Origin of the sequence: Nocardiopsis sp. NPDC006938 (genome assembly GCF_042869555.1) — a bacterium.
Taxonomy (GTDB): Bacteria; Actinomycetota; Actinomycetes; order Streptosporangiales; family Streptosporangiaceae; genus Nocardiopsis.
On sequence record NZ_JBIAGA010000028.1, the window covers coordinates 18,120 to 44,918 of the forward strand.

Here is a 26,799-nt window from a genome sequence, read left to right on the forward strand (position 1 = left end):
CGCGTGACGTGCGCGAACACGGGGGAGAAGGCACGATGAGGGTCGTCAGACAGGTCGCCGACGTCGTCGGCAGGTGGTTCGCGGTCCTGGTGCTCCTCGGAGCCGTGGCCGGGCTTCTCGTTCCGGAACGCACCGCGCTCATCACCCCTCACGTGGCCCTGCTGCTCGGCGTGATCATGTTCTGTATGGGGCTCACCATGCGCCCCCGGGACTTCGCGGTCGTCGCCCAGCACCCCAGGGCGGTCCTGCTCGGCGTTGCCGCCCAGTTCACCGTCATGCCGCTGCTCGGATGGGGTATCGCCCACGCGTTCGGGCTGCCTCCCCTGCTGGTGGTCGGCATGATCCTGGTCGGAGCCGCGCCCGGCGGTACCGCCTCCAACGTGATCGTCTACCTCGCCCGAGGAGACGTGGCCCTGTCGGTCGCGATGACGTCCGTCTCCACCATGCTGGCGCCCTTCCTCACACCGCTGATCGTGCTCGGCCTGGCCGGGTCGACCCTGCCCGTCTCCGCAGGCGACCTGTTCCTGTCCATCCTCCAGGTGGTGCTGCTCCCCGTCGTCGGCGGCCTCCTGCTGCGCCTGTTCGCCGACCGCTACGTGGTCGCGCTCCTGCCCCTGATGCCGCTGGTCTCGGTCACCGGGATCGTCCTGGTGGTCTCCGGCGTGGTAGGCGCCAACGCCGACGCGGTGCTGACCACCGGCCTGCTCCTGGCCCTGGCGGTGATCCTGCACAACTCCCTCGGGCTGCTCCTGGGCTACCTCGTCGGATACTTCGGACGCCTGCCCGACTCCGCCCGCCGCGCGGTCAGCGTGGAGGTGGGGATGCAGAACTCCGGCCTGGCCGCGAGCCTGGCCACCACCCACTTCGAACCCGTCGCCGCCCTGCCGGGGGCCCTGTTCTCGGTCTGGCACAACCTGTCCGGTGCGGCGGTGGCGACCTACTGGGCCCGGCACGCCCCCGAGGACGCTCCGGAGCGCGAACCCGCCTGACCGGCGGGGCTTGCACGGTTCCCGGCACGCGTGACAGGCTCGGCCTCCGACATCCCCCACGCCGAGGACGGAACACACGTGGCCGCCCGCAAGAGGAAGCGCCGACCCGGGCGCGGCAGGAACGACATCCGCAGGGGACCCACCCGCGACCCCGGACCCACGGCAAACGTGGGCTGCGTCTTCATGCTGGTCGCCATGCTCGCCATCGGACTGGTCGTCCTCCTGCTGGAGCTGTTCGCCTAGGGGGCGGCGGAGAATCATCCCGATTCTGGTCGGATCGTGCGCAAAGGCGCACGTCAGGGTGGCTGTTGGTTCCATCGAAGCGCCGTTTCCACACCTGGTGGACCTGGCCTGAAGCGGACACGGTTCGTGACCCGAAGGAGCCGTGTCGGTACGCGGCGACTGCGAGGCTGATCCCATGCGACACTTCGCCCCCTGTTCCGGCCTGCTCGTGCTCGCCCTGCTGTCGACCCCAGCCCAGTTCACCGAACGTCTCGTCGCGTGCGCACCGCCTCCGAACCCGCCGAGCGTCGGCGTGCTCTTCACATGCTCGGGCCGTCGTCGCGTACCTCGGCCGCGCAGGCCTCCGCGCTGCGGCCGTGCCTGATGGCCACCCGCCCCTCCACCCCTGGACACCGCTGACCCCCGTCGCGGGGCGACGGGGGTGCCAACACGGGAATCTGCGGGAGAAACTCGGGGCTCAAGGACCGGACGGGCCCCGCCTGGCTCGGGGCCCCGCGGGACCCCCGAGCCAACAGGCGTCCCGCGCGTCCCAACCCCCCGCGTCGCTGGAGGCGGCGCGAAGGCTGGGACTTCCCCGAGAATCGCAAGGACTCCCGTGGTTGGAGTACCCCAAGGGTTTCGGACCCCGATCCTGAAGAAAGTCGGAACCGTCTCCGAACCCTGATAACCAAGCACTCTGGGGAGACGGATTCGGAGGTGGCTCCGTGAGAAAGGGACGTTTCCAGGGTTTCAACCCGCAGGAGACGACTCCGCCCAAGGACCCCGCCACCCCGGTACCCGTCCCGCCCGACGGGTCTCGGGGCTTCCTCACCGGTCTTCGCCCTCGTCCCTCCGCTGTGCGCTGTTGGCCCAGGCGAACTCGAACAGCCCGAGGACCGCGTCGTACAACGCCCCCGTGGGGGCCAGACGGAGGCAGGGGGAGTGGCGCCCGTGCTCGTGCCTGCCATAGAAGGTGAGGTAGGCCGCCGCGTCCGTGGCCACGATTCTGAAGGTGTGGGGCAGGTTGAACAGCCGTATCTCCATCGCGGGGTGGTGGTGACTGATCCTCTCCACGTAGTCCGTGTTCGCTTTCACCTGCGCCTCCAACAGCTCCGGGCCGAACCCGGGGTCGGTGCGTTCCAGGTCGGCCCCCCGGTGGGACAGCCAGGTGCCCCCACCGTGGTCTGGGGCGGGAAGCAGCACCTGGACGGGCGCGGCGGAACCCGACCACAGGGGGGCGAAGGCGTCACGCGTGAGTACGTTGCCCCGACCCATCAGTGCTTTCACCCACCTGGCTCGGCCCAGGTCCCGGGCCAGGTCCGCCTCGGAGGTCGCCTGCTGGCGGTACATCCGCGTGACGCCGGTCCCGGTGAGCCGGGACAACAGGCCGACCAGCCACCACCGGGGAGTGCCCGAGCGCAGCCACCCCGCGACGAACACCAATGCGGTGGCCAACAGCGAACTGAGGACTCCGAGCAGGAAGGCGGTCAAGGTGAACTCCCTTCGTCGCGGGGTGGGCCGGGTCGACGTGTGCCACCGGCTCAGCACAGATAGGGGAGGAGCTCCCTCACCACGTGGGCGGCGTTCCCCGCCGCCAGGTCGTGGCTGTCGTCGTTCTTCTCCTCGTCGGCGTTGTCGGAGATACCACGCACCACCACCCAGTCGGGGTTGGGCTCCCCGCCCACGGAGTTCTCCTGCCAGTACTGACTGAGGCCCCCGGACTCCATGTCGACCGCCAGGACCTTGTCGTTGTATCCCTTCAGGAAGCGGTGGACGTCGCTGTCGCCGTCCGCGACCACCGCCTCACCGGAGCCGATGAGCCCCGGGTGCACCTCGAAGGTCCGTTTCCGGTGCCCGTCCCTCTGGCCGCGGATCATCGCTGGTTCCCCTCGGTCGGTGAAGTACACGTTGACCGCGTGGACGACCCGTGCCGGAGCCTGGCGTTCCTCACCCCGGGGCTGGACGTCGCCGCCGGCCCTGATCTTGCGCGAGTCGTAGTAGACGACCCGGGTGGAGACGATGACGTTCCCGATCCGGGCGTGCTCGCGATGCAGTCCTCCGCCGATGCCGACGAGTATCCACAGGCGGGGGGAGAAGTGACGCCGCAGGTGGTCGAGTGCGGACATCACGGATCGTTGGCCCGGACTGTGGGTCTGTGTGGCGACCACGGAGACGGAACCGGCGTCGGTACTCACCTCCCCCGTGGAGAAGAACAACCCGTCGACCTTGCGCCTGGCCTCCAACCCGAGACCCTCGGTGACGGCTCGCATCTCCTTGGGCAGGATGGTCACCACGCCGACATCCCAGTTCCGCCGACTCTCCTCAGGGGCGCCCGTGACCTCGACTTCCGTGGTCGAGGGATCGGGTGTGGAGGGCGGGGTCCCGTGGTTGTTGGTCTGGGTGCCGTTGCCGAGGTTGTTGTTGCTGATGTCGTTGGTTCCGCCGAGGTTGACGATGCCGCTGTTGTTCGGGAGGTGGTTCATGTCTGGTCCCCGTTCTGGGAGGTCTGCTGAGGCCCGTGGTTGTTGGTCTGGGTGCCGTTGCCGAGGTTGTTGTTGCTGATGTCGTTGGTTCCGCCGAGGTTGACGATGCCGCTGTTGATGATCTGCGTCGCGCGGTCGTCGAACTCGGAGATGTCGACCCCGCGCGAGTGCAGGAAGTCGCTGGTGGCCTTGAGGAGCCGTTGCTCGACGGTTTTCATGTGACTGAGGACGCGGGTCTTGTCGAGCTGGACCTTGCTCCACTTCTGCGCGATTTCCTGGCGGACGCTGACACGGCTGCCGATGGAGAGATTGCGGATGGGGGTCGTGGTGAGGTCACGCCGGTACAGCAGGGCCTTGGCCAGGACCCACGGGTAGCGGACCACACGCCAGAGGCCGGTGACCTCGTGGGGGAGATCGCGCAGGGCGCGGAACCCCGCCGCCGCCACCGCTCGCTTTCCGTGCTGGCCGAACTCCTCGGCCCTGCGGAACCTGTCGGGGGTGCGGGTCAGGGCACAGGCGGCGAAGAAGAGACTCAGGGTGCGTCCCCTGAGGACCACATGGAGCAAAACCGTGGCCACCAGTTCGGAGTCCGCGTCCGGCACGCTCACCTCCAGGAAGTGGAAGTGCCCGGAGCGCTGTTCGTTGATCACACGGCGCATGGCTCCGGGGCCGATGGAGCCCCTGGTCAGAGAACGGTCCCCCGAGATATCGGAGGCCGCGACGTAGATCCGGTCCCGTACGCTGACCGGCAGTCGCACGTCCTCGTCGTCACCGCACAGTTGGTCGACCGCCTCACGCAGGTGCTCGACGAGCTCGTCGGTCCGGAACGGCGGGTAGCGGTGTTCCCGCTCGTGGAGCGGTTCGTCGTTACCGCCCGGGCGCAGGAGCTGCACGCTCATGGGAGGGTTCCACTGGTAGACGAGTTCGCCCGCGCCGACGAAGGGCGAGTCCTTACCGAAGAGCGTGAACAGCGCGTCGTCCTTGTCCTCCTCGTTCCCCTTGTGGACTGGGCGCTGGTAGACGACGCAGGGATGCGTCTGCTGATGGTCGACGACCTTCTCCCGTGCGGAGAGGCGCTCCGGTCGCAGTATCGATCCCGGGACGTAGACACGGTTGACGCGCAGCTGACCGATGACGCCCACGAGGACACTGACCAGTAGTACCCCGCCGCCCGCGTAGGCCGCGACCAGTGCCTGAGCGGGTTGGCTTACGCAGAGCAGGGCCATGGCACCCACGACCGCCAGCACCTGCAGACCGGTCGTCTTGAGGCGCCTAGCCTCGTCCCGGGTACGGACGTCAAGTGTGCCGGGGAGAGGGAAGAGCCGCCGCCTCTGCTTCTTCTTGTTCCTCTGCTCGCGCGGGGAGCTCAGGGGGTCGTCCTCCCTGGTGATCACGGTGTACAGGTGCGCCGCGCGGTCGAGCAGGAAGAGGACCACGAGCCCGCCCGTCGTGAGCACGGACGCCACGGTGTGGCCGAGCAGGTGGGGGGCGATGACAGACGCCAACATGGTCAGCCGCAGGAACGCGTGCAGATGGGTGGCCCACCAGGCGTGGCGCATGACGGGCACGTGGTCGAAGCCGTAGGAAGGGGCCACACGGCGTTCGGGTGCGGTGCAGACCTCGTCGATGACGAGCTCGCGAAACCCCTCGTCGACGTAGACGCCGCTACAGAGATGACGGGTGGCTCCGGTGGCTGGTCGCGCGGGTGTGGCCCGGTCGGGTTCTGCGTGGACTGCGGTCATGCGGGTCCCTGCCTCTGGGGGATAATGGTCACAGTGACCTTAAATGGAAGGGCTGGTTAAAGTCAAGATGACCTTTAATGAGGGCGCGGCGGACGGCAGGTTGAGGGGCTCCACGGGGGTCGAGCTGTCCCTGGTGACCGTGGACCTGAACATCTTCACCATCAGGGAGGATCAGCTGGCGGTGCTGCTCGTGGAGAGGGCGAACGCGCCCTTCCAGGGTCGTGCGGCCCTACCCGGCGGCAGGGTGCGTACGGACGAGACCCTCCACGAGGCCGCCCACCGTGAGCTTCTGGAGGAGACCGCCATCGACGGAGGCCGACTCCACCTGGAGCAACTCGGCGCCTACGGAGACCCGGGTCGGGACCCGAGAGGGAGGGTCGTCACCGTCGCCTACCTCGCGCTGGGGTCCCGGCTGCCCGTCCCCGAGGGGGGAACCGACGCGGCCCGCGCCTACTGGACCCCGGTGTCCGACGTCCTCGGTGACCCTGCCGCGTTGGCCTTCGACCACGTACGCATCGTCGCGGACGCGCTGGAGCGCACGAGGAGGACCCTGGAGTACACCACCGTGGCCACGACCTTCTGCTCCGAACCGTTCACCCTTCCGGAACTCCGTCGCGTTTACGAGATCGTGTGGGGACGTGACCTGGATGCCAGTAACTTCCGGCGCCGGGCCACCCGGGCCGAGGGATTCCTGGAGGCGACGGGGGAGCACCGGCCACAGGCCGCGGGCAGACCGGCGGCCCTCTACCGAAGAGGAAAGGCACCCCTGCTCAGTCCGCCCTTCCTCCGGTCCGCGAGTTGAGCCCCCGGAACGACGATGTGCCCTCCGGCCACGCCGGAGGGCACATCGGTCCGTTCACCCTCAGGCGGTCCGAGGGCGCGTCGCGTCTCAGCCCTGAGGAGGGGGAGCGGGGGCTCCGAGCTTCTGCTGGGGCAGCAGGGTGATCACCGCCGCGACGATGAGCGCGAGGCCCGAGATTCCCAACAGGATCGCTCCGAAGCCAGCGGAGGCGTACGCCTCCGAGCTGATCCTCGACGCGTTGCCGAAGCCGTTGAGCATCCCGAACACGCCCGTGACGATGCCCATGACCGCCACGGTGATCAGCGCCCACCGCTGCCCTGTCAGGAGCGACACCACTCCGAAGACGATCACGAAGATGTAGAAGGTGAGCATGAGAACGCCCTCCTCGCCGGGTGCGTCCGGCGAGAAGTAGTTGAAGTGCTCCGTCCTCCCCCCGTAGGAGACCGAGCCGAGAGGCAGGAGCAGCGAGATGATCCCGACCAGCGCGAGCGCGGGGATCGCGAACCGGCACCAGATCGACCAATGCAGCGGGCCGGGCGCCTGACCGGAGCGCTGGCTGACCGTCTGCGCGGCGCTCACGGCGGCGGGCGCGACGGTGTTGGTGAAGTAGGCCTTCGCCCCGTTCGCCAGGTCCTTGGCACCGGCGGCCATCTGCTGCGCGCCCTGGGAGGCCTGAGACGGCTGCCCCCCTGTCTGGGGCGCCCCCTGGGGCGGGGGGCCAGCGGGAGGCTGGGGGCCGTACTGCGGGGGAGGCCCCTGCTGCGGCGCGGCGCCCGGGTGCGTCTGGGGGCCCTGGGCGTGCGGCGGGCCCTGCGGGTGGCCTCCGAGAGGGGGCGTGGCCGGGCGGGTGTTCTGCCGGAGGTACGCGGCGAGCTCCGCGTCGCAGTTCGGGTGGTTCAGGATCGACTGCCAAAGGTCCGGACGCGCGGCGGCGACGTGCCGCAGGGTCGTCGCGTCGACGCGCGGGTCAGCCAGTTCCTGCGCGGAATAGCTGGCGGGATCGCGCTGCCCTGGCGGATTCATGGTGCGCTCCTCGGAGATGTGTCACGTGATGCCTGGTGCATCGATTCGTCAAGGTATCACTGACACGTATATCGGATTCGCGATCGGTATCGGGTTCCCGTAATGGCGCGCGGTTGTCGTCATTCGATGGGTGTTCTCCGCGAACAAGGGGCGGCCCCGCCGCTCAGGAGGCGAGGGTGGTCCGTGTGTTCTCCCTGCTCGTGCGGGGTGACCTTGAGGTGGTGGAGGGGATTCGGGTCTTCGCCGCCGGGCGTTCGGGGTGTTTCCTCTGCGATACTCCCTTGGGTAGAAGTTCTCTTTCCGGTTCGCGACGAACGGTACGTCACCTCTGGTCAGAGCTTGTTTCCGAGGGAATCGTCCCCGTCCTCGATTTCACTCCTCACGGGTGCCGTGTGACCGAAGTGTGAGAGCACCGTGATTTCGCCCCTGCGCCCGCAGTCACCGGAACGAAATGGCGAAGGGGAGCGTTTCTTGGCGCGGGCGGGACCTTGGTCCCTGGACTCGGGGCAATTCACTACCGGCCGGACGTGTGGGCCCTTGGGAACTTGGGGCCCAGGCGACCTCGTCAGTCCTCCGGGAAACGGTGCCCGAACCACTCCAGGCGTGTGCGCCCCCGGCCCAGCTCCTCCTCTGTGAACAGGGGTGAGAAGTTCGTGCGCAACACCAATGCCTGCGCGGTCAGGTCGAGGCGGCCCCGCTCCCAGAGGTTGGCGCGTCCGTCGGAGACCGGGACCGAGCCCGACCGAACCCGCGCCGCAGAGCGGCGTCCCGATACTCCCCGGAGTATCCACGCCTGTGCGCGCCCTCGGGGCGCGCACACCCGAACCCACCCTCACCACACCCGACACCCTGAGGAGACCCATGAACGACCACGGCATCGACGTCGGAGCCGTCCGCGAACTGACCGGGCGCGAGTCCCGCGCCCTGCTCGTCGACGTACGCACACCCGCGGAGTTCGAGAACGCGCACATCGCCGGAGCCGTCAACCTGCCCCTGGGGCGGGTGGACGCCCACCTGGAACGCATCGTGGCCGAGGCGGGGGGCCGCCTCGTCCTGATCTGCCAGTCGGGCGGCCGGGCGACCCAGTGCCGCGACAAGCTGGCCGCCGCCGGGCTCACCGACACGGTGGTCATGAACGGCGGCATGAACGCCTGGGAGGCGTCGGGGGCGCCGCTCGAACGGGGGCCTCGGCGCTGGGCCCTTGAGCGCCAGGTCCGGTTGGTGGCCGGAGGCCTCGTGCTGACCTCGGTGCTCGCCTCCCTGGTCTGGCCGCCCGCCGTGGCGGTCGCCGGTCTGGTGGGGGCGGGTCTGGTCTTCGCGGCCGTCACCGACACCTGCGCCATGGGCATGGCCCTGACCCGCCTGCCCTACAACCAGCCGCGCAACCACGTCGACATCGAGGACTCCCTCGCCCGGATCGGCGCGCGGGGCTGACCGGGGCTGATCCGCGACCGGCGCCGACCACGGCCCGTCCCGCCACCCTCGCGCCCGTCCTCACCGCAGTCCTCTGATTCCCGGATACTCCCCGGAGTATCCGGGACGGTGGGCGCACCATCCACCAAGGAGCAGAACATGTTGCTGGAACGCCTCTACGACCACGACCTCGCCCAAGCCAGCTACTTCGTCGGTTGCCAGGCCCGGGGGGAGGCGATCGTGGTCGACCCCCGCCGGGACATCGGCGACTACCTGGACCTGGCCCGCGACCACGGCATGCGGATCGTGGCCGTGACCGAGACGCACATCCACGCGGACTACCTCTCGGGAACCCGCGAGCTCGCCGCGGCCACCGGGGCCACGGTCTACGTCTCCGGTGAGGGAGGGCACGACTGGCAGTACGGCTTCGCCGCCGAGCGGCTGCGGGACGGCGACACCGTCACCCTCGGCAACATCACGGTCCAGGCCCGGCACACTCCCGGCCACACCCCGGAGCACCTGTCGTTCCTGGTCACCGACGGAGCCTTCAGCGCCGACCCGGGGTACGTGATCACCGGTGACTTCGTCTTCGCCGGAGACCTGGGCCGCCCCGACCTGCTCGACGAGGCGGCGGGGGGCAGCGGCACCCGCTTCGAGGGCGCCCGCCAGCTGTTCACCAGTCTGCGCGACGTGTTCCTGACCCTGCCCGACCACGTCCAGGTCCTGCCGGGCCACGGCGCGGGCAGTGCCTGCGGCAAGGCCCTCGGCGCTCTCCCGGGCACGACCGTCGGGTACGAACGGCTCAACGCCTGGTGGTCCGGTTACCTGCGTGAGGACGACATGGCGGGGTTCGTCGAGGAACTGCTCGACGGCCAGCCCGACGCCCACGCCTACTTCGCGCGGATGAAGCGCCAGAACCGGGAGGGCCCCCGGGTCCTGGGCACGCTGTCCTCACCGCCTCCGGTGTCCAACGCGGAGGTCGCGCGTTCCCTGGAGGCGGACTCGGTGGTGTTCGTGGACACCCGATCCCACACCGACGTGCACCGGGGCACCGTCACCGGGGCCCTCAACGTTCCCGGTCCGGCCAAGGCGGCGACCTTCGGCGCCTGGGCCCTCGACCCCGAGTCCGAGACCCGTCCCCTGGTCCTGCTCACCCCGGACGGGGACACCGCGCGCCGGGTGCGCGACCACCTGCTGCGGGTCGGCGTCGACGGGGTGATCGGCTACACCACCTCCCGGGCGGGTCTGCCGGAGAGCGTTCCGCCGCGCCTCACCCCCGAGGAGCTCGACGCCTCCGAGGGCGTCTACCTGCTGGACGTGCGCAACCGGGGCGAGTACGCGGACGGCCACGTCCCCGGCGCGCACCAGCTCAGCGCGGGCCGCGTGCTGTGGAACCTGGACGCGTTGCCCGAGGGTGCCCCGATCGTCAGCTACTGCCAGTCCGGCGCCCGTAGCTCGGTGGCCTCCTCCGCCCTGCGGCGCGCCGGCTACGACGTGGTCGAACTCGACCGCGGATACGGGGAGTGGGCGCGCTGGGCCGACGGCCGCCGGTCCGAGGTCTGACCGGTTCGGGGTCGACCGCCACCCGGTCCGGCCCCGGCCGGGGTTCAGGCCGGTGCGGTCCGCGACAGCGCGGACCGCACCGGGCCGCCGCGCCCACGGGCGCCGACGCACGGAAGAAGAGTCACCATGGAGTTCTCGATCGTCCTCGTCCCGGGCCTCGCCGTCGTGGTGGGGCTTGCGCTCGGCCTGCTCGGAGGCGGTGGTTCCATCCTCATGGTTCCGCTGCTGACCTACGTCGCGGGCATGGAGCCGAAGGAGGCCATCGCGGCGTCCCTGTTCGTCGTGGGGGTCACCTCGCTTGTCAGCGTCGTGGCCCACGCGCGCCGGGGGAACGTGCGCTGGCGGACGGGGCTGGTCTTCGGGGCGGCGGGTATGGCGGGTGCCCTGGGGGGAGGGCTGGTGGGCGGCCACCTGCCGGGGACCCTGCTGATGGTCGCCTTCGCGCTCATGATGGTGGCGACCGCCGTCACCATGATCCGGGGGAGGAGGACGCCCCGGGATGGCGGCAGCGAGCCCGGTCCGCTGCCGCTGCGGCGGATCGTGGTGGACGGCCTGGTGGTCGGCGCGGTCACCGGTCTGGTGGGTGCGGGCGGGGGGTTCCTCGTCGTGCCCGCCCTCGTCCTGCTCGGAGGGCTCGCCATGCCCGTGGCGGTGGGCACCTCCCTGCTGGTGATCACGATGAAGTCCTTCGCCGGTCTCACCGGGTACCTGACCACGGTGAGTCTGGACTGGGGGTTGGTCGCTGCGGTCACCGCCGTCGCGGTGGTCGGCTCGCTCCTCGGAGCACGGTTGACTGATCTGGTGCCGGAGACGGTCCTGCGTCGGGGTTTCGGGATCTTCGTGCTGGTCATGGGGGTCTTCGTGCTCACCCAGGAGTTGCCCGCGCCCTTGGGTCAGGTCGTCGTGGTGGTGGCGGTCGTGGCGGCCTCCCTGGTCCTGGTGTGTCGGCTGGTGGGGGACGCCTGTCCGCTGGTGCTGCGGCCCAGGCCCCAGCCGTGAGCCGCGACCAAGACCGTGATGGAGACCAGGACGACGCGGCGGCGGCCGTACCGGTCGGCGAGCGCTCCCGAGGTCGCCTCGGCCGCGACGGCGGCGACCGCGTATCCGGCGATGGAGAGATTGACGGTGGCGGCACCGGTTCCGTAGGTGTCGGCGATGTCGGCCAGCGCTGGCAGGTGGGCCGTCACGGGCAGTACCGAGAGCGCGGCGAGCAGGACGAAGAGGGCTGGGCGGGGTGGAGGCGTCGACCCCCGGGGGGCGTGGGTGCGGACATGCGGCGTTCCTTCTCTCGTTCGCGACGTGCCGTGGAACGCGGGCACCCGACGCGGGGGATGGCTGTCCGCGCGGGGTGTCCGTCACGCGCGAGGTGGGGTGCGCACGCGCGGCCCGTCGAGGGGGCCGCGGGAGGGGCGGGCCGGGGGCGGTGGTGCCCCGTGGGCCGTCCGGGGCCGGAGGAGTCGTGGTCGGACGCTTCCGGTGAAGGGAAGGGAATCTGTCTTCGAGGACAGTTTGTGCTGTTGCCGAAGGACTTCCGACAAGAGAATACCGGAGCTGTTTCAGTAGACCAGTCCAGGATCTGATAAGAGTCTTTCCAGTTTGGGGGGTCGTGGTGCCGATCCGCTGGCAGTACCAGTCATGGAGTCCCAATATGGAACGTGGTTCCAAGGTGGAAACCGGTCTTGACGGACGAATTGGGCGCTGTCTACGCTGCTCGTCAACAGGTTGAGGAAAGACCGAGAATTTCCGAATTCCTGTCGGCGCCGATCTCGCGAACACAGGGAATTGTTCGACCCCCATGGACGCGAACCGAGCCGTCCTGGGCCGGACGCAGGTCCGGGTCCCCCGCTACGACCCCGGCGCGTTCCGGGTGTTCGTGACCCCCAGAAGGGCGAGACCTCATGAAGTTCCGCAAGCTCCGCTCCTCCGCCGCGGTGGCCGCTGCCGCCGCCCTCCTCTTCACCCTCATGCCGGCCGGGACGGCCAACGCCCACGGCTACATCTCCAACCCCCAGAGCCGCCAGGCGCAGTGCGCCGCCGGTGTGGTCTCGTGTGGGCAGATCCAGTGGGAGCCCCAGAGCGTCGAGGGCCCCAAGGGCCTGATGAGCTGTTCCGGCGGCAACTCCCGCTTCGCCGAGCTCGACGACAACAACTACGGCTGGCGGGTCGCGGACGTCGGCACGAACGCGACCTTCAACTGGACGATCACCGCCGCGCACTCCACCTCCACGTGGGAGTACTTCATCAACGGCAACCGCATCGCCAGCTTCAACGACAACGGCGCCCGGCCGCCGTCGAACTTCAGCCACAACGTCAACCTCTCCGGCTACAGCGGTCGGCAGACGGTCCTGGCCCGCTGGAACGTGGCTGACACCGGCAACGCCTTCTACGCCTGCGTCGACGTCAACATCCGTTGATGAGGGTCGTCTGAGCAGCCTCCCGTCCCGGTCCGTGCCTGTCCACGGGCCGGGGCGCACGTGTGTCCGCCGTACCGCCGGGGGCCGGAACGCGGTGTGTGGCCGTCGGCCCGGTCAGCGGCGGGGCGGGGCGGTGGTCGGCCGGTGGCGCGTTCGGGGCCCGTGCGCTCGCGGGCGGACGCGCCGATGTCGGTGGCGTGTGGTTGGCTCTTGCCATGGGTGTTGAGATCGAGCGGTTCCTGCGGTTGGTGCGCGCGCTTCCGGAGTGCGAGGACCAGGACTCCGAGCGCTACACGACGTTCCGGGTGCGAGGCCGTCCCCTCGGGTACCTGTGGCCGCGCACCGCCACGGTGGGGTTGAAGCAGACCCTGATCGAACAGGCGGCACTGGTCGCCGAACGCCCCGAGGTGTTCGAGGAGCAGTTCACGGCCGGAGGGTTCGGCTGGGTGGTGGTCCACCTGGACGGGATCGAGCTGGACGAACTCAGTGAACTCACCCTGGAGGCCTGGCGCCTGACCGCTCCCGAGGAGCTGCTCGCCGCCCCGCCCACCCCGCAGGCCCTGGTGCGGGCCTGAGGCCCCTGTTTCGCATGTTGGTGGCATGTGGCTGATCCGGGTGTCCTGGCCGAGGCCCGGGCGCCTGGGGGACGACCGGGGGAATCGGGGTGCGGCGCACGCCCGGATGTGGTGGGATCGTCCCCCATGAGCAGCTCCTTTCGCGATGACGCCGATCTCTCCGACTTCTCCGACCTCGCCGACCGGATGGAACGGAACCTGGCCGAGCACGCCTGCCACCTGCACCGGGGTCTGGACGGAGCCACCGTCACCGAGGCCTCCGACCTCGTGGTCGCCGACAGCGGCCTGGACGACGACACCTTCAACATCGTCGCCGCCGCGCGCCTGGCGCCCTCGGCCGCGGAGGAGCGGATCGCCGAGACCGTTCGCGCCCTGGCCCGCACCGGACGCCCCTTCTCCTGGTGGGTGGGTCCGGCCACTCTGCCGACCGACCTCTCGGACCGCCTGACACGGGCCGGGGCGCCCGTCTCCGAGCACGAGACGGCCCTGTGGGCGGAACTCGACGACACCCTGCCCCACCCCGACGCCCCGGGGCTGGAGATCCGGGTGGCCCACACCCCCCAACAGCTCGCCGACCACGCCGCCGTCCTGGCCGCGAACTGGTCCCCGCCCTCGGAGACCGTCCCGCGCTTCCTCGCCCGGGCCGCCGAACAGGCCCTGGCCCCGGGGTCCCCGGCCCGCTACCTGGTCGGTTACGTCGACGGCCGCCCGGTGGGGTCGGCCGAGGTGTTCCTCCACGCGGGGGTCGCCGGGCTCTACAACGTCTCCACCCTGGCCGCCCACCGCCGACGCGGCTACGGCGGCGCCATGACCCTGGCCGCGCTCCACACGGCCCGGTCCGAGGGTTGGCCGGTCGCGGTCCTCCAGGCCTCCGAGGACGGTGAACCGGTCTACCGCCGTCTGGGGTTCCGTACGTGCGGCCGGTTCGCCGAGCACGCGCTCACGCCCTGACCACCCCCGGGGGCGCCTACTCGGGCCGCTCCCTCAGGTAGGTGAGGACGGCCATGACGCGACGGTCGACGTCGGTGCCCTCCGGTGGCAGGTCCAGTTTGGCGAGGATGTTGCCGATGTGCTTGCCCACGGTGGGCTCGGACACCAGGAGGTCGCGGGCGATGCGCGCGTTCGAACGCCCCTCGGCCAGCAGCGACAGCACCTCGCGTTCGCGTTCGGACAGGCGTTCCAGGGGTGTGCTGCGACGCCGGACCAGCTGGCGTACGACGGCGGGGTCGATGACCGTTCCACCGGCGTGCACGCGCCGGAGCGTGTCGGCGAAGTCGGCGACGTCCACCACCCTCTCCTTGAGGACGTAGCCGATGCCCCTGCCCTCGTGGGAGTCGAGCAGCTCCGCCGCGTAGCTCGACTCCACGTACTGGCTGAGCGCCACGACGGGCAGCCCCGGATGGTCGACGCGCAGCCGGACCGCCGCGCGCAGCCCCTCGTCACCGAAGTCCGGGGGCATGCGGATGTCGGTGACCACGAGGTCGGGGCCGTGCGCGGCCACCGCCTCGGCCAGGGCGTCGGCGTCGCCGACCGCGGCCGAGACCTCGAACCCGAAGCGCCGCAACAGGCCCGCCAGCCCCTCGCGCAGGAGGGCGCCGTCCTCGGCCAGCACTACCCGGATGGAAGACAAGGGATCTCCGCTCTCAGCCGTGTCGGTCCGCCGTGGGGGCTGGACAGCAGGACACGTCCGCCCACCACGGCCACGCGGTCGGCCAGGCCGGTCAACCCGGTGCCGCGCGCGGGGTTGGCCCCGCCCCGGCCGTCGTCCACGGCCTCCAGCACCAACATGTCACCGTCCAGGGAGGCGTTCAACCGGACCTCGGTCGCCCCGGCGTGTTTGGCGACGTTGCCCAGGGCCTCGGCGGCCACGTAGTAGGCGGTGCTCTCCAGGTGGGCCGGTAGCCGTCGGGGCAGGTCCACGCGCACGCGCACGGGAACGGAGGTGCGGTCGGCCAGCTCGGGCAGTGCCGCGGGCAGTCCCCGGTCGCTGAGGACCTTGGGGTGGATGCCGTTCACGATCTCGCGTAGGGACCCGATGGCCTCCTTGGCCTGGTCGTGCGCGGTGGCGAGCGCGCGCTCCATGTCGCTTCCGGGCGGGGCGTCCATGCGGGCCAGCCCGATCTGCACGGCCAGGGAGATGAGTCGTTGCTGGGCGCCGTCGTGCAGGTCGCGTTCGATGCGTCGGCGCTCGGCCTCGAAGGCGTCCACCAGACGCGCGCGGGAGCGGGTGACCTCCACCAGTTCCGAGCGCAGATCGTCGGTTCCCCGGTCCTCCAGCAGGAGATGGGCCAGGGCGGCGTGCCCGTGCGCGGTGAGGGCGGCGACGTAGGGCGTGACCAGGAGGAGGAGCACCCCGGCGAAGGCCAGGGGGAGGGAGAGTCGGGGGTCGTCCACCGTCCACTCGAAGAGGGTGACGGGCCTTCCCAGGGCGGTGACGAAGGGCAGGGCGGTCAGGTAGGCGCCCATGACCGGGAACAGGTACAGCACGCTCCAGCTGACGGCGTCCAGCACGGTCACCAGCAGGAGGAGGTACGCGAACGCCCGCCAGGTCGCGGGTTCGGTGTAGCGGGCCCGGACCCAGGAGAGCGGGCCGTGGCCCGTGGGCCGGTACCCGCTCGCGATCCGGGGGTGGACCATCCGTAGCCGCCACCGTTCCAGGTGGGCGACGGGCACGGCCACCAGGGGCCCGAGCGCCAGCAGGAGCGCGAGCCCGGTGGCCAGCAGGGCGATCAGCAGCCAGGTGGGGTGTTCCCGACCCAGGGCGATCTCCTCCACGGCCGTGCCCAGGGCGAGGAGGGGGAAGGTGATCGGCACGATCAGGGCCGCGAGCACCGTGCCGACGAGGACGGTGGAGGCCAGGTACCCCAGGCTCCGCCAGGGCCAGGACGAGAGGGGGAAGCGGAGGCGGCGCAGCGCCTCGAACGGGGTGCGGGGCGCTCGTGTCCGGCGCGGGTCGCCGTGGTGCGCGGGGTGCGGTCCGGGGGAGTCCTTCCGCGGGGTGGTCGGCGGGGGAGCGGCCCCCTCGGGTCCCGGGGCGTCGGTGTGCTCGCTCACGGGGCCAACCTACGGGAGCGGGGCGGCGGTACCCAGACCGGACACTCCACCCTCCGGCTACGTGCCTGCCCCACCCGGGGTGCGGTCGTGGTGTTCCGCGTTCCGCCTTCGCTTGGGCCGTCACCCTGCCCCTCTCCGCCCGGGCCCGTCACCCCGCCCGTCTCCGCCTGGGCTGGCCACCCCGCCCGCTCCCCACCCGCCCCGGTCGGGTCAGGTCCCGATGATCCCGCCGTCGTCCTTGCGCACCACCACGACCGCCGACCGTGGGCGGCCCGCCGGATCGAACCCCGGCCAGTTGCTCACCGCGCGGGGGTCCTCCACCGTGGGCGCCCCCCACCGCTGCGCCGCCGACCCCGGCCCCTGCACCGTCACGAACAGGGCGCGCTGGTCGGGGCTGGTGGCCGTCCCGGCGATCCCGCAGCCGCGCGGTCCGGTCAGGAACCGCCGTAGCTCTCCGCTCTCGGGGTCGGCGCACAGCAGCGCGCTGTTGCCCACCTGTTCTCGGGAGTGTGCCAAGGGGTCGCCGAGCCGTGCCACGTCGGTCCTGATCCACAGTCGGCCGTCGTCACCGCAGTGCACTCCGCCCGGGGCGGCGAACACCGTCCCCCGGGCCTGGTCGGACGCTGTTCCGGCCCGGGCGAACTCGTTCCAGGAGAAGAGGGTGGCCCCGTGGTCCGCGGCCCCCTCGGTCCAGGCCAGCACACGGCCACCGGCCTCCCCTTCGGCCTCGGTGCAGTACACCGTCCCGGTCGACGGGTGCACCGCCGGGGTTCCCGGTCCTTGGAGCTGGGTGGCCCCCACCGCGTCGGCGGCCTCACGTGCTCGCAGGAGCACGTCCGCCTGGTCGGCGAACCCCTCGCGCGCGGTCAGTCCGGTGCGGCCGTGGGTCAGGGGGAGCCATGTGCCCAGCCCGTCGGAGTCCAGGCGCGCGGCGTACAGGACGCCCTCGTCCAAGGGGCCGGGGCCCCGGTCGCGTGCCGAACGCCAGGGCCGTTCGGCCACGAACTTGTACAGGTGGGTGCGGTCGCTCATGTAGACCACCGCGCGTCCGCGTGACTCGGTGACGGTCGCGCCGCCGTGCGCCACCCGGCCCATCGCGGTGTGTTTGACCGGTGTCGACGAGGGGTCGAGGGGGTCGATCTCCACCGTCCAGCCGAACCGGTGGGCCTCGTGGGGGGTGAGTGCCAGGTCGAAGCGGCTCTCATGGGTGTGCCACCCGTAGGAGGCCTCTCCCGACGACAGCCCGTAGCGGCGTTGGCTGTCGGTGGCCGACCACTCCCCGGAGGAGGTTCCGAAGACGTCGGCGAGGGTGTCCTCGCCGGTCAGGTAGGTCCCCCAGGGGGTGGTGGCGTGGGCGGTGCCGCCGATGACCCCGGCCGGTTCGGTGCCGGTGTCCAGGGTCGGCTGGTCGGCGAGCGGTCCCGACAGTCGGGTGGGTGAGGTGGCGGTGAGCCGCCGGTTGAGTTCGTCGTCGATCACGCGCCAGCGCCCGTCCGTGAGTTCGATCCGGGCCACGGTCACCCCGAGGGAGGCCATCTCCTTGCCGGTGCGGTCGGCGGTGGCGGCGCCGCCACCGTCCGCGTGGAGCAGGACGGGGTCGGCCCAGGAGTGGTTGAGTACGAGGAGTCCGCGCCGTCCGCCCTCGTGGCCGGGGTGGAGGGGGAGGTAGCGCAGCCCGCTGTGGCCGGTGCCCACCTGCCGGGCGGCGTTCGTCGCGGTGTCGGAGGCGTCGGGGCGCCACCGGGGGGTGTTCCGGCGCAGGGGGGCGCCCCACGGGAGCAGGACCCTGGCGGTGTAGCCGGGCGGGACGGTGACGGCGTCGGCCCGGGCGACGGGTACGCCGGTGAAGCCGGGTGACGATCCGGTGTCGGGGGCGGCCAGGGCGGGGCGGAGGGTGTCGCCGAACAGGGCGGCCGTGGTCAGGGCTCCCAGTGCCGCTCCGCCGCGCAGGACCTGGCGTCGGTTGGGTCCGTGTTCTGGCGCCATGTGGTTCTCCTCCGGCCTGGTGCGGGGTCGCACCGGTCTCCACTCTTTGCTGTCAAGTCATTACGATAAGTAGTTTTTGCTGGTTGTGGTGGTGTGTGACGCACCCGTTCTTCGTTTGGTCGGGGGTGGGGTTTGGCTGGGAATGAAAACGATTATCGATTGGTTGGAAGGCCTGACACCCGGCAGAGGAGGAGCCCATGGCACGAGACGACGCCCGGCCCGTCACCCGGCTCAGGTCGACGGCAGGCACCGGAACCGCCTACGTGACCCGCAAGAACCGCCGCAACACCCCCGACCGCCTGGTCCTGAACAAGTACGACCCCAGGCTCCGCCGCCACACGGAGTTCCGCGAGGAACGCTGACCCGGGGAGCACCCCCCAGGACCGCTGGCGCGAGGACCGAAACCCAACGGAGGACCCCATGCAGAAGAACACCCACCCCGGCTACGGCCGCGTCGTCTTCCGCGACAAGGCAGCCGACTTCGCCTTCCTCACCCGATCCACCCGTGGCAGCGACACCACCGTGGTGTGGGAGGACGGCAACACCTATCCGGTGGTCGACGTCGAGATCTCCAGCGCCAGCCACCCCTTCTACACCGGTAACGCCCGCGTGGTGGACACCGCGGGCCGGGTGGAACGCTTCCAGCGGCGCTACCAGCGCGGCTGACCGCCCACGGCGCCGCCGGGACCCCTCCCGGCGGCGCCGTCGTGTCCGGGGAGGGGACAGGACGAAACACCCTCGTCCCTGACGTCCGAATCCGCGGGGGTCGGGCAGGCTTGGACCCGTGAGATCAACCCCGACCGACACACCGGCCCCAACCCCCGGCCGGGCAGCCGCGAGGGCGCCACGCAGCCCCGTCGACCTCCTCGTCGGGGTCGCCGGACTGCTCCTGGTCCTCGTGGTCCTGCTGCTGGTGAGCGACGCCATCTCCGAGGGCGCGCCCACCGACGACGCCAGCCAGCTCCGCGCGGTGATCCCGTCCTGGCTCCTCTTCGCCGCCGCCCTCGGCGCCAACCTGCTGCTCATCGTCCTGATCGCCTACGTCGTCCTGCGCACGCTCCTCGTCGGTGAACTCCGTGACCTGACCCGGGCCGTCGTCGCCGCCGTGACGGCCTACGCCATGGCCTCCTACGTCAACGCCGTCCTGGAGAACGCCACCTACGGCGCCGGTCCACTGCCCGGCCTCCCCGACGACGTCCTGACCGCGGCCACCCTCGGCTACGTCGCCGCCGGGATCGCGTTCGCGCGCAGTATGCCCAGCGGGCACCCGCGGGTGCGCTCCCTGCTGTGGGGCACCAACGCCGCGATCGCCGTCACCTCGGTCATGGCGGGGGTCACCAGCATCCTCGCCGTCCTCTTCACCATCCTGGTCGGCCTCACCTGCGCCGCGCTGGGACGCTACGCGGTCGGCACCAGCGTGCCGCCGCCCGCCACCGGACGCATCCACGCCGAACTCGACCGCTTCGGCCTGCGCGCCGACCGCATCACCCCCGCCGGGACCGGTCGCGACGGCGACGCCCTGTACCTGGCCGACCTCGCCGACGGACGCCAGGTCGAACTGTCCGTCCTCACCACCGAGAACACCAGCGGGTTCTGGTCGCGACTGCGGGACCTGCTCCTGTTGCGGGGGCCCGTCGCCCCCCGGATGCTCTACGGCGCACGCCGCCGCGCCGAACACGCCGTGCTCATGAGTGCCGCCGCCCGCGAGGCCGGAGTGGACGCCCCCCGCGTGTGGGCGCTGGGCGAGATCGCCCCCGGCACCCTCGTCCTCGCCCGCGAACGCTCCCGGTTGCGGAGCCTGGACACCCTCGATCCGGAGCACGTCGGCGACACCCTGCTCGACGACCTGTGGCGCCAGCTCGGCATACTGCACCGGCACCGGATCGCCCACGGCGACCTCAACGCCACCACGGTCGGTGTCCTCGACCACCCGCACACCGGAGCGCCGCACCCCGTCACCGCCGCCCTCACCGGCTTCGACCGGGGGGCGGTGGCCGCGCCGCAGATCCGCACCGCCCTCGACACCGCCGCCATGGTCACCCTGATGGCGCTGCGTGTGGGGGCCGAACGGGCAGTGGCCTCGGCCGTGCGCGCCCTGGGGGTGTCCGCGACCGCCGCCGTCCTCCCCCTGCTGCAACCCCCGGGACTGCCCCACGCGCTCCGCGCCGAGCTGGGCCGGGCCGACAAGGGCCTGATGGCGGACCTGAGACGGCACATCGCCGCGGTCGCCCCCGAGGCCCCCAGCGAACCGGCCCGCCTGGAGAGGATGCGCCCCCGCACCATCGTCAGTTTCGTGGTGGTCACGCTGGTCGGGCTCGTGCTCGTCTACCAGCTGTCCGGGGTCGAGCTGGGGGCCATCCGCTACGCGGACCCGGGGTGGACGCTGGCCGCGCTGACCATGGGCACCGGCTGCATGTTCGCCGCCGCCATGGTGCTGGTCGGCTTCGTCCCCGCGCCCCTGCCCTGGTGGCGCACGGTCCTGGCCCAGTACGCGGGGTCGTTCGTGCGCATCGCCGCACCGGCCGGGCTGGGTTCGATCGCGGTCAACAGCCGGTTCGTGATCAAGGCGGGCGTGCCGGTGTCGTTGTCCCTGTCCGCGGTGGGCCTCACCCAGCTCGTGGGGTTCCTGATCCACGTGCCGCTGCTGCTGGTGTGCGCGTACCTCACCGGTACCTCCTACTGGACCGGCTTCACCCCGTCTCCGACCGTGACCGTCATCGCCATCGTCGCGACCGTCGGCGTGGGGGCGGTGCTCATGCATCCGAGGCTGCGCCGCGCCGTCACCTCGCGGCTGCGCCCGTACCTCAGGGGTGTGCTGCCGCAGCTCCTGGACCTGTTCCAGCGCCCCGCCAGCCTGGTTCTGGGGGTGGGCGGGTCACTGTTGTTGACCGTGGCCTTCGTGCTGTGCCTGCACTTCTCGGTCCTGGCGTTCGCGGGACCGGGGGTGGAGGTGAGCCTCGTGGCGGTGGCGGTGGTGTTCCTCGCGGGTAACGCGATCGGTTCGGCGGCCCCCACCCCGGGCGGGCTCGGGGCGGTCGAGGCCGCCCTGATCGGGGGGTTGACCACCGTCGCCGCGCTACCCGCCGACGTGGCGCTGCCCGCCGTGCTGTTGTTCCGGGTGCTGACCTTCTGGTTCCCGGTCCTGCCGGGGTGGGCGGCCTTCAGCTACCTACAGCGGCGCGAGGCGATCTGAGCGGTGCGTGGGTGCACGGTGCCGGGCCGCGGCCGAGCGGAGATCACGGACCGCGTGGCGGGGGCCGTTCGCCTGTGGGGCGTGGACGCGGGGTGGGTTCGTGGGTGGCGTGGGCGGCTCGGGCTCGGGTGAGGTGGACCCCACGCGCCGGGGGTGGTGCGGGGCCCGGTGACGGGAGTCGTCGGCCCCGTCTCTTCGTCGGGTCAGGTCGGGCTACCCATGTCGGGGGTCGGGCTCGCTCCCAGGATTCCCAGCGTCTTCAGCCCGAGGAGGAGGGTGGCTCCGAGGGCGTTGGCGGGCCAGCCCCACCAGCGGCGGGGTGCCCTGTGGCGGCCCCGAGTGCGCACGGTGGGCTGCGGTTCCGTCTCGGTCAGCTCGGTTCGGGCGTCGGTGGCGGCCTGTCGGGCTTCGCGGGCCTTCTGGTCGCGGTGTTGGCGGGCGACCTTGACCCAGTGCGGGACGGGCCCGTGCAGGAGCATGTACGCGACCCGGGGGTTGCCGCGCATCTGACGGAGCAGGCGTTCCTGTCGGGCCTGGTGGGTTTCCTCCCAGGGCATCTCCTCCAGGGACATCTTCGCCCGAGGCGCCTTCGACGAAACTGGAACGCTCCGGGAAGGGGTGGACCTGCGTCGTGGGTGTGCGGCGGGGCGGTGGAAGCGTTGGCCTTGGGGTGCGGTCAGGACCGACCGCACCCCGGGGCTGACCTGGTGACTGGTCACCGGGTGCCCCCGTCCGCGACGGTTCCGTGGTTGGTCGTCCGGGGGAGGGTGAACTCGGCCCAGATGACGGTGCCCAGTCCTTCGCAGAAGGGGAAGTCCAGCACCGGCCGGAATCCCCACCGGGACGCGAGGTGGCCGACCATGAGCAGGCCCCGTCCGCGTTCGGCCTGCTCCCAGTCCTTGCGGGTGCGCCTGCGCGGAACCCTCGGGATGGAGTCCACCATGGTGTCCGTCCTGGTGCCGTCATCGATGATCGACACCCTCACCAGGCCCGGGACCGGTGCTTCCAGCGTGCGGACCACCCTGCCATCGGGGTCCTGACCCGAGCGGGAGTGCTCGCAGGCGTTGGCGAACATCTCGCTGGCACACAACACCATCTCCTCCCGCACCTCGCCCGGGAGGGAGAGCAGGCGGGTGAGGTCGGAGTTCAGGTCGGCGCGGACCTGGCTGGTGTGGGAGAGCTGTCCGGGGTAGACCCGGCACTCCCACCGCAGCCCACCACTGGGAGGGTTGTTCGTGTGGTTCAGGGCAGGGGTGTGCGGCACAATGGCCATGTCGGCAATCTGCTTTCTCTTCAACGGGGTGTGGGTTGTCGGCCTGCTCTGGGGGTGTGTCAGCACCCGCCAGAGCCTTTTTCATGAACGCCTTCAGTCGGCGGTCGGGGGTTCCGGGTCGTCGTGGTCGGTACGGTGACGCTGGGAGAGAAGCCGGGACCCCGGTACCGGCCTGTTGCCAGGGACCCGGGTGGGTGCGGGGTAGTCGTGTACGGCCTGGTCGATGAGCTGCATGGCCCGTTCGGCGTCGCCTTCTTCGCGGGCGATACGCAGCGCCTCTTGGATCATGGGGATGCGGTTGCGCAGGGTGTGGTTGTGCCACACGTCCTCCTGCGCGGGCGTCAGGTGCCTGGGTGCGGTGAGTGCGTTTTCGGCGCTTTCGAGCAGGTCCCTGGTGTCGATGTCCAACATCAGCACTCCACCTCGTTCTTGAGGATGTTCTCGGTGTTCCTGGCGTTCCCGGGGCCCTCGGGGTTCTGAAGGTCTTCGGTGCCGATCTGGTTCCACGGATTGTCGGTGAGGTCGTAGGCCAGGAAGAACCACACCTGCCGGAATTTGGGGTCCCCGTTGTCGCCCCACCGGTCCGCGAGCGCGTCGATCAGCGCCAACCCCCGGCCGGTGGCGGTTCCGGCTTCGATGTCGGCGAACGTGGCGGCGGTGAAGGTGCCCTTCTCCTGCGGGAGACGGCTGCCCTGGTCGCGGCAGATCAACGTCATCCCCTTCGCACCCCGATCCACCGTCAAGGTGTAGGTGCTTCCTCGTTCGCTGGACCGGCTGTGGGCGATGGCATTGTTCGCCAACTCCGATCCGAGCAGGGTGAACAGGAACTGGTACTCCTCGCACCGTTCGGCGGCGCTGGTGTCCAGGAACGCCCGCACCAGCGGCATCAGGCCGGGGAGCCCGGCGAAGGAGTACTGCCGTTTGCGGTAGGGGGGTCCGACGGTGCGGGAGAAGTAGTGGGAGTGGAAGGGCTTGATGAAGCTCGCCACGGGGGCTACCACTTCGCGGTGGGCGAGTTCGGGGGAGAACGGGGGTGCGGGCCTCATGGGGTGACCTCCAGGCGTCGCAGTCCGGCCAGGACGTTGCGCAGGACCTCTACCGGGACGGTTTCGACGGGCCTGCGAGGCGAGGGGATGACGGGTCCTCGCAGGTGGCCGTGGGAGGTGTGGGGCGCTTGGGTGGGCCATTCGGGCGGGGGCCTCAGGTGGTCGGGGTTCATGGTTCTGCTTTCTCGGAGGTGTTTATTGGGTTGACTGAGTCAGCCCTGGGCGGTGGGCGTTGCGCCGGGTGCTCGGGCTTGGGGCTCTGTATCTGTGTGTTCTGAGGGAAGCGCGGTGTGTGGGCTAGTTGAGGTCGAGGACGGCTTCGACAGTGGTCTGTTGGACGCGGTCGCCGTCCCAAGTCCAGGACGGGGACCAGGAGAAGGCGAGGCGGTCCAGGACCGCGAGCCCAGACACCTGCGTCCCGGGGTTCAACCGGGGGTGCTCGGGAGCAGTGGTTGTGCGTGGCCCCTGGTCGGTCACGTACAAGCACGGGAGCTTGGGGTGGCTCTGGTCCAGGACGACGCGGACGGTTCCGCCGGGCAGACCCGACCGGGAGTGCTGATGGGAGTTGGTGACCAGGATGCGCGCGATACGAGCCAACCGGGTGCCCTGGGCGGGGAGCGCGTTCCGACACCAGGACGACAGGGCCCGGTACTCACGGCTGGGGCCGAGCAGGATGCCGTGACGGGCGGGCTCAGAGAACCGGAGGACGCGGGGGAACCGCCCGGGAACAACCGGCGGCACCGGTGTCTCCTGGTTGGCCTGCATATGTCTCACCTCGGTCACATCGGCGTGGGTCTCAACCCTGGGCGGTCGCCTTCGACATCCGTCACCGGGGTTTTCTGTGGTCCGGAGGTCGGCCCGCCCCTGCCTCCCGGCTGGGGACGGACCGACGTTGCTCCCACCTGGCTAAGCGTGGGTGTGGTGGCGAGCTCCCGAGTCCTCGGTGAGTCGCAGCCTTGATCCGACAGAGAGCCTGACCGGCCCCCTGTCGGCTGTCCTCAAGATTCCACGACTAGGGCAGCTTGAAAAGGGCATTGAAATAGATCGCCACTCCTGTATATATCGACGCAGGATCTCGCAGGTTTGTGTAGACATTCGGTCGCACTCTTGGTTTCATGGGGGTATGGAGGAGTCTGATGAGCGAAAAGCTCCGGATGTACGCTTTGGTCAAGCTCTGTTTCGTCAGCGAAGGCGGGCAGGGAGGACTCAAGAAGCCCTAGCTGGGCACATATCATGCTCAAGCGGACATATTTCCCATGTGGAGAATGGCCGACGTCCCCTCAGCGAAGCCGATGTCTCGAAGGTTGACGACTTTCTAGGAGCCGGTGGGCGTCTCATCCGCGTATACGGTGACCTGTACGAACCGGAGAACGTCGACTGGCTCGGCCAACTTCACGAGCTTCAGGCCGAAGCTGACGTGATCCGCGAGTACCACAACAGCATCTTCCCCGGTGTTGTGCAGAGAGCCGGTTACGCAGAGGCGGTATTCAAGTCGGGTTCCTCGTGGCTGAGCGCAGAAGAAGTTGCGGACAGCGTTAAGCTACGACTTGAGCGATCAGCCGTCGTGTTAGGCGCTGGTGGTCCTGAATATCACGTGGTCATGGATGACATCGTTCTTCACAGGCCAGTCGCATGTCCCGGGATCATGAAGGACCAGATCGATGCCACGATCGAACTCGCCGAATCCGGCCGCATCATGTTGCAGTTGCACGGGTGGGACCAGTTGCCGAACCCCGGGCTTGATGGCCCCTACTCAATCCTGATGTCGGCGGGGGCACCTGACCTGGTGCACGTCGAGTCCATCTATGGTGGGCAGACTACTGATGACCCGCTGTCGGTGAGGCGATTCGGCGTGTTGTTCAGTAGGTTGCAGGCAAACGCTCGGTCGCCGGGCTCGTCGGTGGCACTGTTGAAAGAGTGGAGTGAGAAGTATGGACGATCAGCTCGTTCAGCCTGAGTGGCACAAGAGCAAGTACAGCAACGGGTCGCAGAACTGCGTTGAGGTGGCTGAAGGCGCCAAGACGATCATGCGTGACACCCAGAACCGCGAGGCTGGCCACCTCACCTTCGTGGCAGGAGAGTGGTCTGCGCTTCTCGGCACGCTGACTTCTAAGTAGGTCGACGCGCGAACCGGCCCCCGCCATCCGAGTTGGCGGGGGCCGGTTGCGTGCGCACGTTGTCAGCGTACCGGCGGCGACGGGTCTAAACCTAGGACCAAAGACGTCAGCTCCGATCCGCGCACCTCAGACCAGGGTTGAGAAGCGCGGCGGGCGCTGAACCCTCACGAGTACCCGGCTCATCCGCGTGGTTGCCTACATCGAGACCGACCAGGACGGCCTGTACATGGAGGAACCGGAGAAATTCAATCGCTATACGCTGGTGTTTGATCGCCTCCAGGCAGCAGCGTTGTCCGTCGAGGGCAGCTATGGGTTCATGGAGACACTCGCAACCCACCGTTGATCTACATGGTCCTGGCAGCGACTGCTGTAACCAGAGTGATCGGGAGCCGCCGAATCCTCTCTCAGCAGCTCGATCGTGTGCTGTCGCTCATGGAAAACCGGGTAGTACGAGTACAGGTGGTGCCCCCAAACCCGGGGACTCACCCCGGAGCGGCAGGACCGTTCCGCGTATATTCCTTCCCGGACAAGCCGATGATGGCGTCGGCAGAGCATCAGCAGGGCGAGATTCAGATGGACGACAGCCGCAGAGTCCAGGCCTGCCTGGCGGTGTTCACCGCTGTCCAGGCGGAGGCCCTGTCCCCGAGGCAGTCCGCAGAGTTCATCAGGAAGGTCAAGGAAGAGCTAGATGAGTAGTACAGAGCATCCACAGCGTGATTGGCACAAGAGCAGCTACAGCACTGCCAACGGCAGCTGTGTGGAGGTGGCGGAGGGGAGAACCGTTCTCGTGCGAGATACTGAGAACCGGCCCCTAGGTGTACTGACCATGGAGGTTGAGTACAGCCCGGCAGTGATTTGACAGCAAGAGAGGGCCTCCGACATAGGTGTGGATTGTCTAGATCAA

At 70.0% G+C, this 26,799-nt stretch carries 31 protein-coding genes; 17 read left to right on the plus strand and 14 right to left on the minus strand.

The features are described 5' to 3' along the window. The first annotated feature begins 35 nt into the window (after positions 1-35). A complete protein-coding gene (locus ACFYL4_RS26345) occupies positions 36-989 on the plus strand; it encodes a bile acid:sodium symporter family protein (RefSeq protein WP_387521929.1) in 954 nt (317 codons plus the stop codon). 30 nt (positions 990-1,019) lie between these two features. Further along, positions 1,020-1,232, plus strand: coding sequence for a hypothetical protein (locus ACFYL4_RS26350; RefSeq protein WP_357765264.1), 213 nt, complete (start codon positions 1,020-1,022; stop codon positions 1,230-1,232). 807 nt (positions 1,233-2,039) lie between these two features. Here the strand turns inward: ACFYL4_RS26350 and ACFYL4_RS26355 are convergent. From ACFYL4_RS26355 to ACFYL4_RS26365, 3 genes are read right to left on the minus strand one after another with little or no spacing between them, the layout of a single operon-like run. Then, positions 2,040-2,702, minus strand: a complete 663-nt coding sequence (locus ACFYL4_RS26355; protein ID WP_387521931.1) for a hypothetical protein — start codon at positions 2,700-2,702, stop codon at positions 2,040-2,042. A gap of 50 nt (positions 2,703-2,752) precedes the next feature. Next, a complete protein-coding gene (locus tag ACFYL4_RS26360) occupies positions 2,753-3,694 on the minus strand; it encodes a hypothetical protein (RefSeq protein WP_387521933.1) in 942 nt (313 codons plus the stop codon). Beyond that, on the minus strand, positions 3,691-5,436 hold the full coding sequence (locus ACFYL4_RS26365; RefSeq protein WP_387521935.1) for a hypothetical protein: 1,746 nt from the start codon (positions 5,434-5,436) through the stop codon (positions 3,691-3,693). The genes ACFYL4_RS26360 and ACFYL4_RS26365 overlap by 4 nt, the downstream gene beginning before the upstream one ends. A gap of 67 nt (positions 5,437-5,503) precedes the next feature. Here ACFYL4_RS26365 and ACFYL4_RS26370 point away from each other — a divergent pair, with 67 nt between their 5' ends. Continuing rightward, positions 5,504-6,238 carry an NUDIX domain-containing protein gene (locus ACFYL4_RS26370; RefSeq protein WP_387521980.1) on the plus strand — a complete coding sequence of 245 codons (735 nt, stop codon included), beginning with the start codon at positions 5,504-5,506 and terminating at the stop codon, positions 6,236-6,238. An 87-nt stretch (positions 6,239-6,325) separates the two neighbouring features. On the opposite strand, the gene ACFYL4_RS26375 is transcribed toward ACFYL4_RS26370, so the two are convergent. Continuing rightward, positions 6,326-7,261 carry a hypothetical protein gene (locus ACFYL4_RS26375; protein ID WP_387521936.1) on the minus strand — a complete coding sequence of 312 codons (936 nt, stop codon included), beginning with the start codon at positions 7,259-7,261 and terminating at the stop codon, positions 6,326-6,328. 861 nt (positions 7,262-8,122) lie between these two features. Between ACFYL4_RS26375 and ACFYL4_RS26380 the strand changes: the two genes are divergently transcribed. From ACFYL4_RS26380 to ACFYL4_RS26390, 3 genes are all read left to right on the plus strand, one after another. After that, positions 8,123-8,695 carry a rhodanese-like domain-containing protein gene (locus ACFYL4_RS26380; RefSeq protein WP_357765210.1) on the plus strand — a complete coding sequence of 191 codons (573 nt, stop codon included), beginning with the start codon at positions 8,123-8,125 and terminating at the stop codon, positions 8,693-8,695. 138 nt (positions 8,696-8,833) lie between these two features. Then, the gene (locus ACFYL4_RS26385) at positions 8,834-10,237 is read left to right on the plus strand and encodes a rhodanese-like domain-containing protein (RefSeq protein ID WP_387521938.1); all 1,404 of its coding nucleotides are present in this window, start codon (positions 8,834-8,836) and stop codon (positions 10,235-10,237) included. 126 nt (positions 10,238-10,363) lie between these two features. Continuing rightward, entirely contained in the window at positions 10,364-11,236 is an 873-nt protein-coding gene (locus ACFYL4_RS26390; protein ID WP_387521940.1) for a sulfite exporter TauE/SafE family protein, read from the plus strand. Here ACFYL4_RS26390 and ACFYL4_RS26395 read toward each other — a convergent pair. Then, positions 11,131-11,424, minus strand: a complete 294-nt coding sequence (locus tag ACFYL4_RS26395; RefSeq protein ID WP_387521942.1) for an MFS transporter — start codon at positions 11,422-11,424, stop codon at positions 11,131-11,133. The genes ACFYL4_RS26390 and ACFYL4_RS26395 overlap by 106 nt on opposite strands. A 711-nt stretch (positions 11,425-12,135) precedes the next feature. On the opposite strand from ACFYL4_RS26395, the gene ACFYL4_RS26400 reads away from it, so the two are divergent. The 3 genes from ACFYL4_RS26400 to ACFYL4_RS26410 all read left to right on the plus strand — a co-directional run bounded on the left by ACFYL4_RS26400 (position 12,136) and on the right by ACFYL4_RS26410 (position 14,177). After that, positions 12,136-12,651: a lytic polysaccharide monooxygenase auxiliary activity family 9 protein gene (locus tag ACFYL4_RS26400; protein WP_357765205.1), complete on the plus strand. Its 516-nt coding sequence runs from the start codon at positions 12,136-12,138 to the stop codon at positions 12,649-12,651. Between the two features lie 215 nt (positions 12,652-12,866). Beyond that, a complete protein-coding gene (locus tag ACFYL4_RS26405; protein WP_387521944.1) occupies positions 12,867-13,226 on the plus strand; it encodes an MmcQ/YjbR family DNA-binding protein in 360 nt (119 codons plus the stop codon). A 126-nt stretch (positions 13,227-13,352) separates the two neighbouring features. Continuing rightward, positions 13,353-14,177, plus strand: coding sequence for a GNAT family N-acetyltransferase (locus ACFYL4_RS26410; protein WP_387521946.1), 825 nt, complete (start codon positions 13,353-13,355; stop codon positions 14,175-14,177). A gap of 16 nt (positions 14,178-14,193) precedes the next feature. Here the strand turns inward: ACFYL4_RS26410 and ACFYL4_RS26415 are convergent, their stop codons facing one another. The 3 genes from ACFYL4_RS26415 to ACFYL4_RS26425 all read right to left on the minus strand — a co-directional run bounded on the left by ACFYL4_RS26415 (position 14,194) and on the right by ACFYL4_RS26425 (position 18,266). Further along, the gene (locus ACFYL4_RS26415; RefSeq protein ID WP_387521948.1) at positions 14,194-14,856 is read right to left on the minus strand and encodes a LuxR C-terminal-related transcriptional regulator; all 663 of its coding nucleotides are present in this window, start codon (positions 14,854-14,856) and stop codon (positions 14,194-14,196) included. After that, a complete protein-coding gene (locus tag ACFYL4_RS26420) occupies positions 14,838-16,280 on the minus strand; it encodes a sensor histidine kinase (RefSeq protein WP_387521950.1) in 1,443 nt (480 codons plus the stop codon). The genes ACFYL4_RS26415 and ACFYL4_RS26420 overlap by 19 nt, the downstream gene beginning before the upstream one ends. Positions 16,281-16,490: 210 nt before the next feature. Then, a complete protein-coding gene (locus tag ACFYL4_RS26425; RefSeq protein WP_387521952.1) occupies positions 16,491-18,266 on the minus strand; it encodes a PhoX family protein in 1,776 nt (591 codons plus the stop codon). A gap of 197 nt (positions 18,267-18,463) precedes the next feature. Between ACFYL4_RS26425 and rpmG the strand changes: the two genes are divergently transcribed. The 3 genes from rpmG (at position 18,464) to ACFYL4_RS26440 (ending at position 21,459) form a co-directional block, all read left to right on the plus strand. Then, positions 18,464-18,628 carry a 50S ribosomal protein L33 gene (gene rpmG / locus ACFYL4_RS26430; RefSeq protein WP_357765189.1) on the plus strand — a complete coding sequence of 55 codons (165 nt, stop codon included), beginning with the start codon at positions 18,464-18,466 and terminating at the stop codon, positions 18,626-18,628. A gap of 58 nt (positions 18,629-18,686) precedes the next feature. Then, on the plus strand, positions 18,687-18,932 hold the full coding sequence (locus ACFYL4_RS26435; RefSeq protein ID WP_357765186.1) for a type B 50S ribosomal protein L31: 246 nt from the start codon (positions 18,687-18,689) through the stop codon (positions 18,930-18,932). A 118-nt stretch (positions 18,933-19,050) separates the two neighbouring features. Next, positions 19,051-21,459, plus strand: a complete 2,409-nt coding sequence (locus ACFYL4_RS26440) for a flippase-like domain-containing protein (RefSeq protein ID WP_387521954.1) — start codon at positions 19,051-19,053, stop codon at positions 21,457-21,459. A 203-nt stretch (positions 21,460-21,662) separates the two neighbouring features. Here ACFYL4_RS26440 and ACFYL4_RS26445 read toward each other — a convergent pair whose 3' ends face one another. The 6 genes from ACFYL4_RS26445 to ACFYL4_RS26470 form a co-directional block, all read right to left on the minus strand. After that, positions 21,663-22,031 carry a hypothetical protein gene (locus ACFYL4_RS26445; protein ID WP_387521956.1) on the minus strand — a complete coding sequence of 123 codons (369 nt, stop codon included), beginning with the start codon at positions 22,029-22,031 and terminating at the stop codon, positions 21,663-21,665. A gap of 143 nt (positions 22,032-22,174) precedes the next feature. Beyond that, positions 22,175-22,732, minus strand: a complete 558-nt coding sequence (locus ACFYL4_RS26450) for an ATP-binding protein (RefSeq protein ID WP_387521958.1) — start codon at positions 22,730-22,732, stop codon at positions 22,175-22,177. Between the two features lie 93 nt (positions 22,733-22,825). Then, positions 22,826-23,143, minus strand: a complete 318-nt coding sequence (locus tag ACFYL4_RS26455) for a hypothetical protein (RefSeq protein ID WP_387521960.1) — start codon at positions 23,141-23,143, stop codon at positions 22,826-22,828. Then, complete coding sequence (locus tag ACFYL4_RS26460) at positions 23,143-23,778, minus strand: ATP-binding protein (RefSeq protein ID WP_387521962.1); 636 nt, start codon at positions 23,776-23,778, stop codon at positions 23,143-23,145. Before ACFYL4_RS26460 ends, ACFYL4_RS26455 begins: the two co-directional genes overlap by 1 nt. Further along, a complete protein-coding gene (locus ACFYL4_RS26465; RefSeq protein WP_387521964.1) occupies positions 23,775-23,951 on the minus strand; it encodes a hypothetical protein in 177 nt (58 codons plus the stop codon). Before ACFYL4_RS26465 ends, ACFYL4_RS26460 begins: the two co-directional genes overlap by 4 nt. 124 nt (positions 23,952-24,075) lie before the next feature. Then, positions 24,076-24,543 (minus strand): hypothetical protein, encoded by a 468-nt coding sequence (locus tag ACFYL4_RS26470; protein ID WP_387521966.1) that lies wholly within the window; start codon positions 24,541-24,543, stop codon positions 24,076-24,078. 358 nt (positions 24,544-24,901) lie between these two features. On the opposite strand from ACFYL4_RS26470, the gene ACFYL4_RS26475 reads away from it, so the two are divergent. From ACFYL4_RS26475 to ACFYL4_RS26495, 5 genes are all read left to right on the plus strand, one after another. Beyond that, positions 24,902-25,735, plus strand: a complete 834-nt coding sequence (locus ACFYL4_RS26475) for a helix-turn-helix domain-containing protein (RefSeq protein ID WP_387521968.1) — start codon at positions 24,902-24,904, stop codon at positions 25,733-25,735. Next, positions 25,710-25,895: a DUF397 domain-containing protein gene (locus ACFYL4_RS26480; RefSeq protein WP_387521970.1), complete on the plus strand. Its 186-nt coding sequence runs from the start codon at positions 25,710-25,712 to the stop codon at positions 25,893-25,895. Before ACFYL4_RS26475 ends, ACFYL4_RS26480 begins: the two co-directional genes overlap by 26 nt. Positions 25,896-26,082: 187 nt before the next feature. Then, positions 26,083-26,238 carry a Scr1 family TA system antitoxin-like transcriptional regulator gene (locus ACFYL4_RS26485; protein WP_387521972.1) on the plus strand — a complete coding sequence of 52 codons (156 nt, stop codon included), beginning with the start codon at positions 26,083-26,085 and terminating at the stop codon, positions 26,236-26,238. Positions 26,239-26,243: 5 nt separating this feature from the next. Beyond that, positions 26,244-26,591: a Scr1 family TA system antitoxin-like transcriptional regulator gene (locus ACFYL4_RS26490; protein ID WP_387521974.1), complete on the plus strand. Its 348-nt coding sequence runs from the start codon at positions 26,244-26,246 to the stop codon at positions 26,589-26,591. After that, positions 26,584-26,754, plus strand: a complete 171-nt coding sequence (locus ACFYL4_RS26495; protein ID WP_387521976.1) for a DUF397 domain-containing protein — start codon at positions 26,584-26,586, stop codon at positions 26,752-26,754. The genes ACFYL4_RS26490 and ACFYL4_RS26495 overlap by 8 nt, the downstream gene beginning before the upstream one ends. The last annotated feature ends 45 nt before the right edge of the window (positions 26,755-26,799 follow it).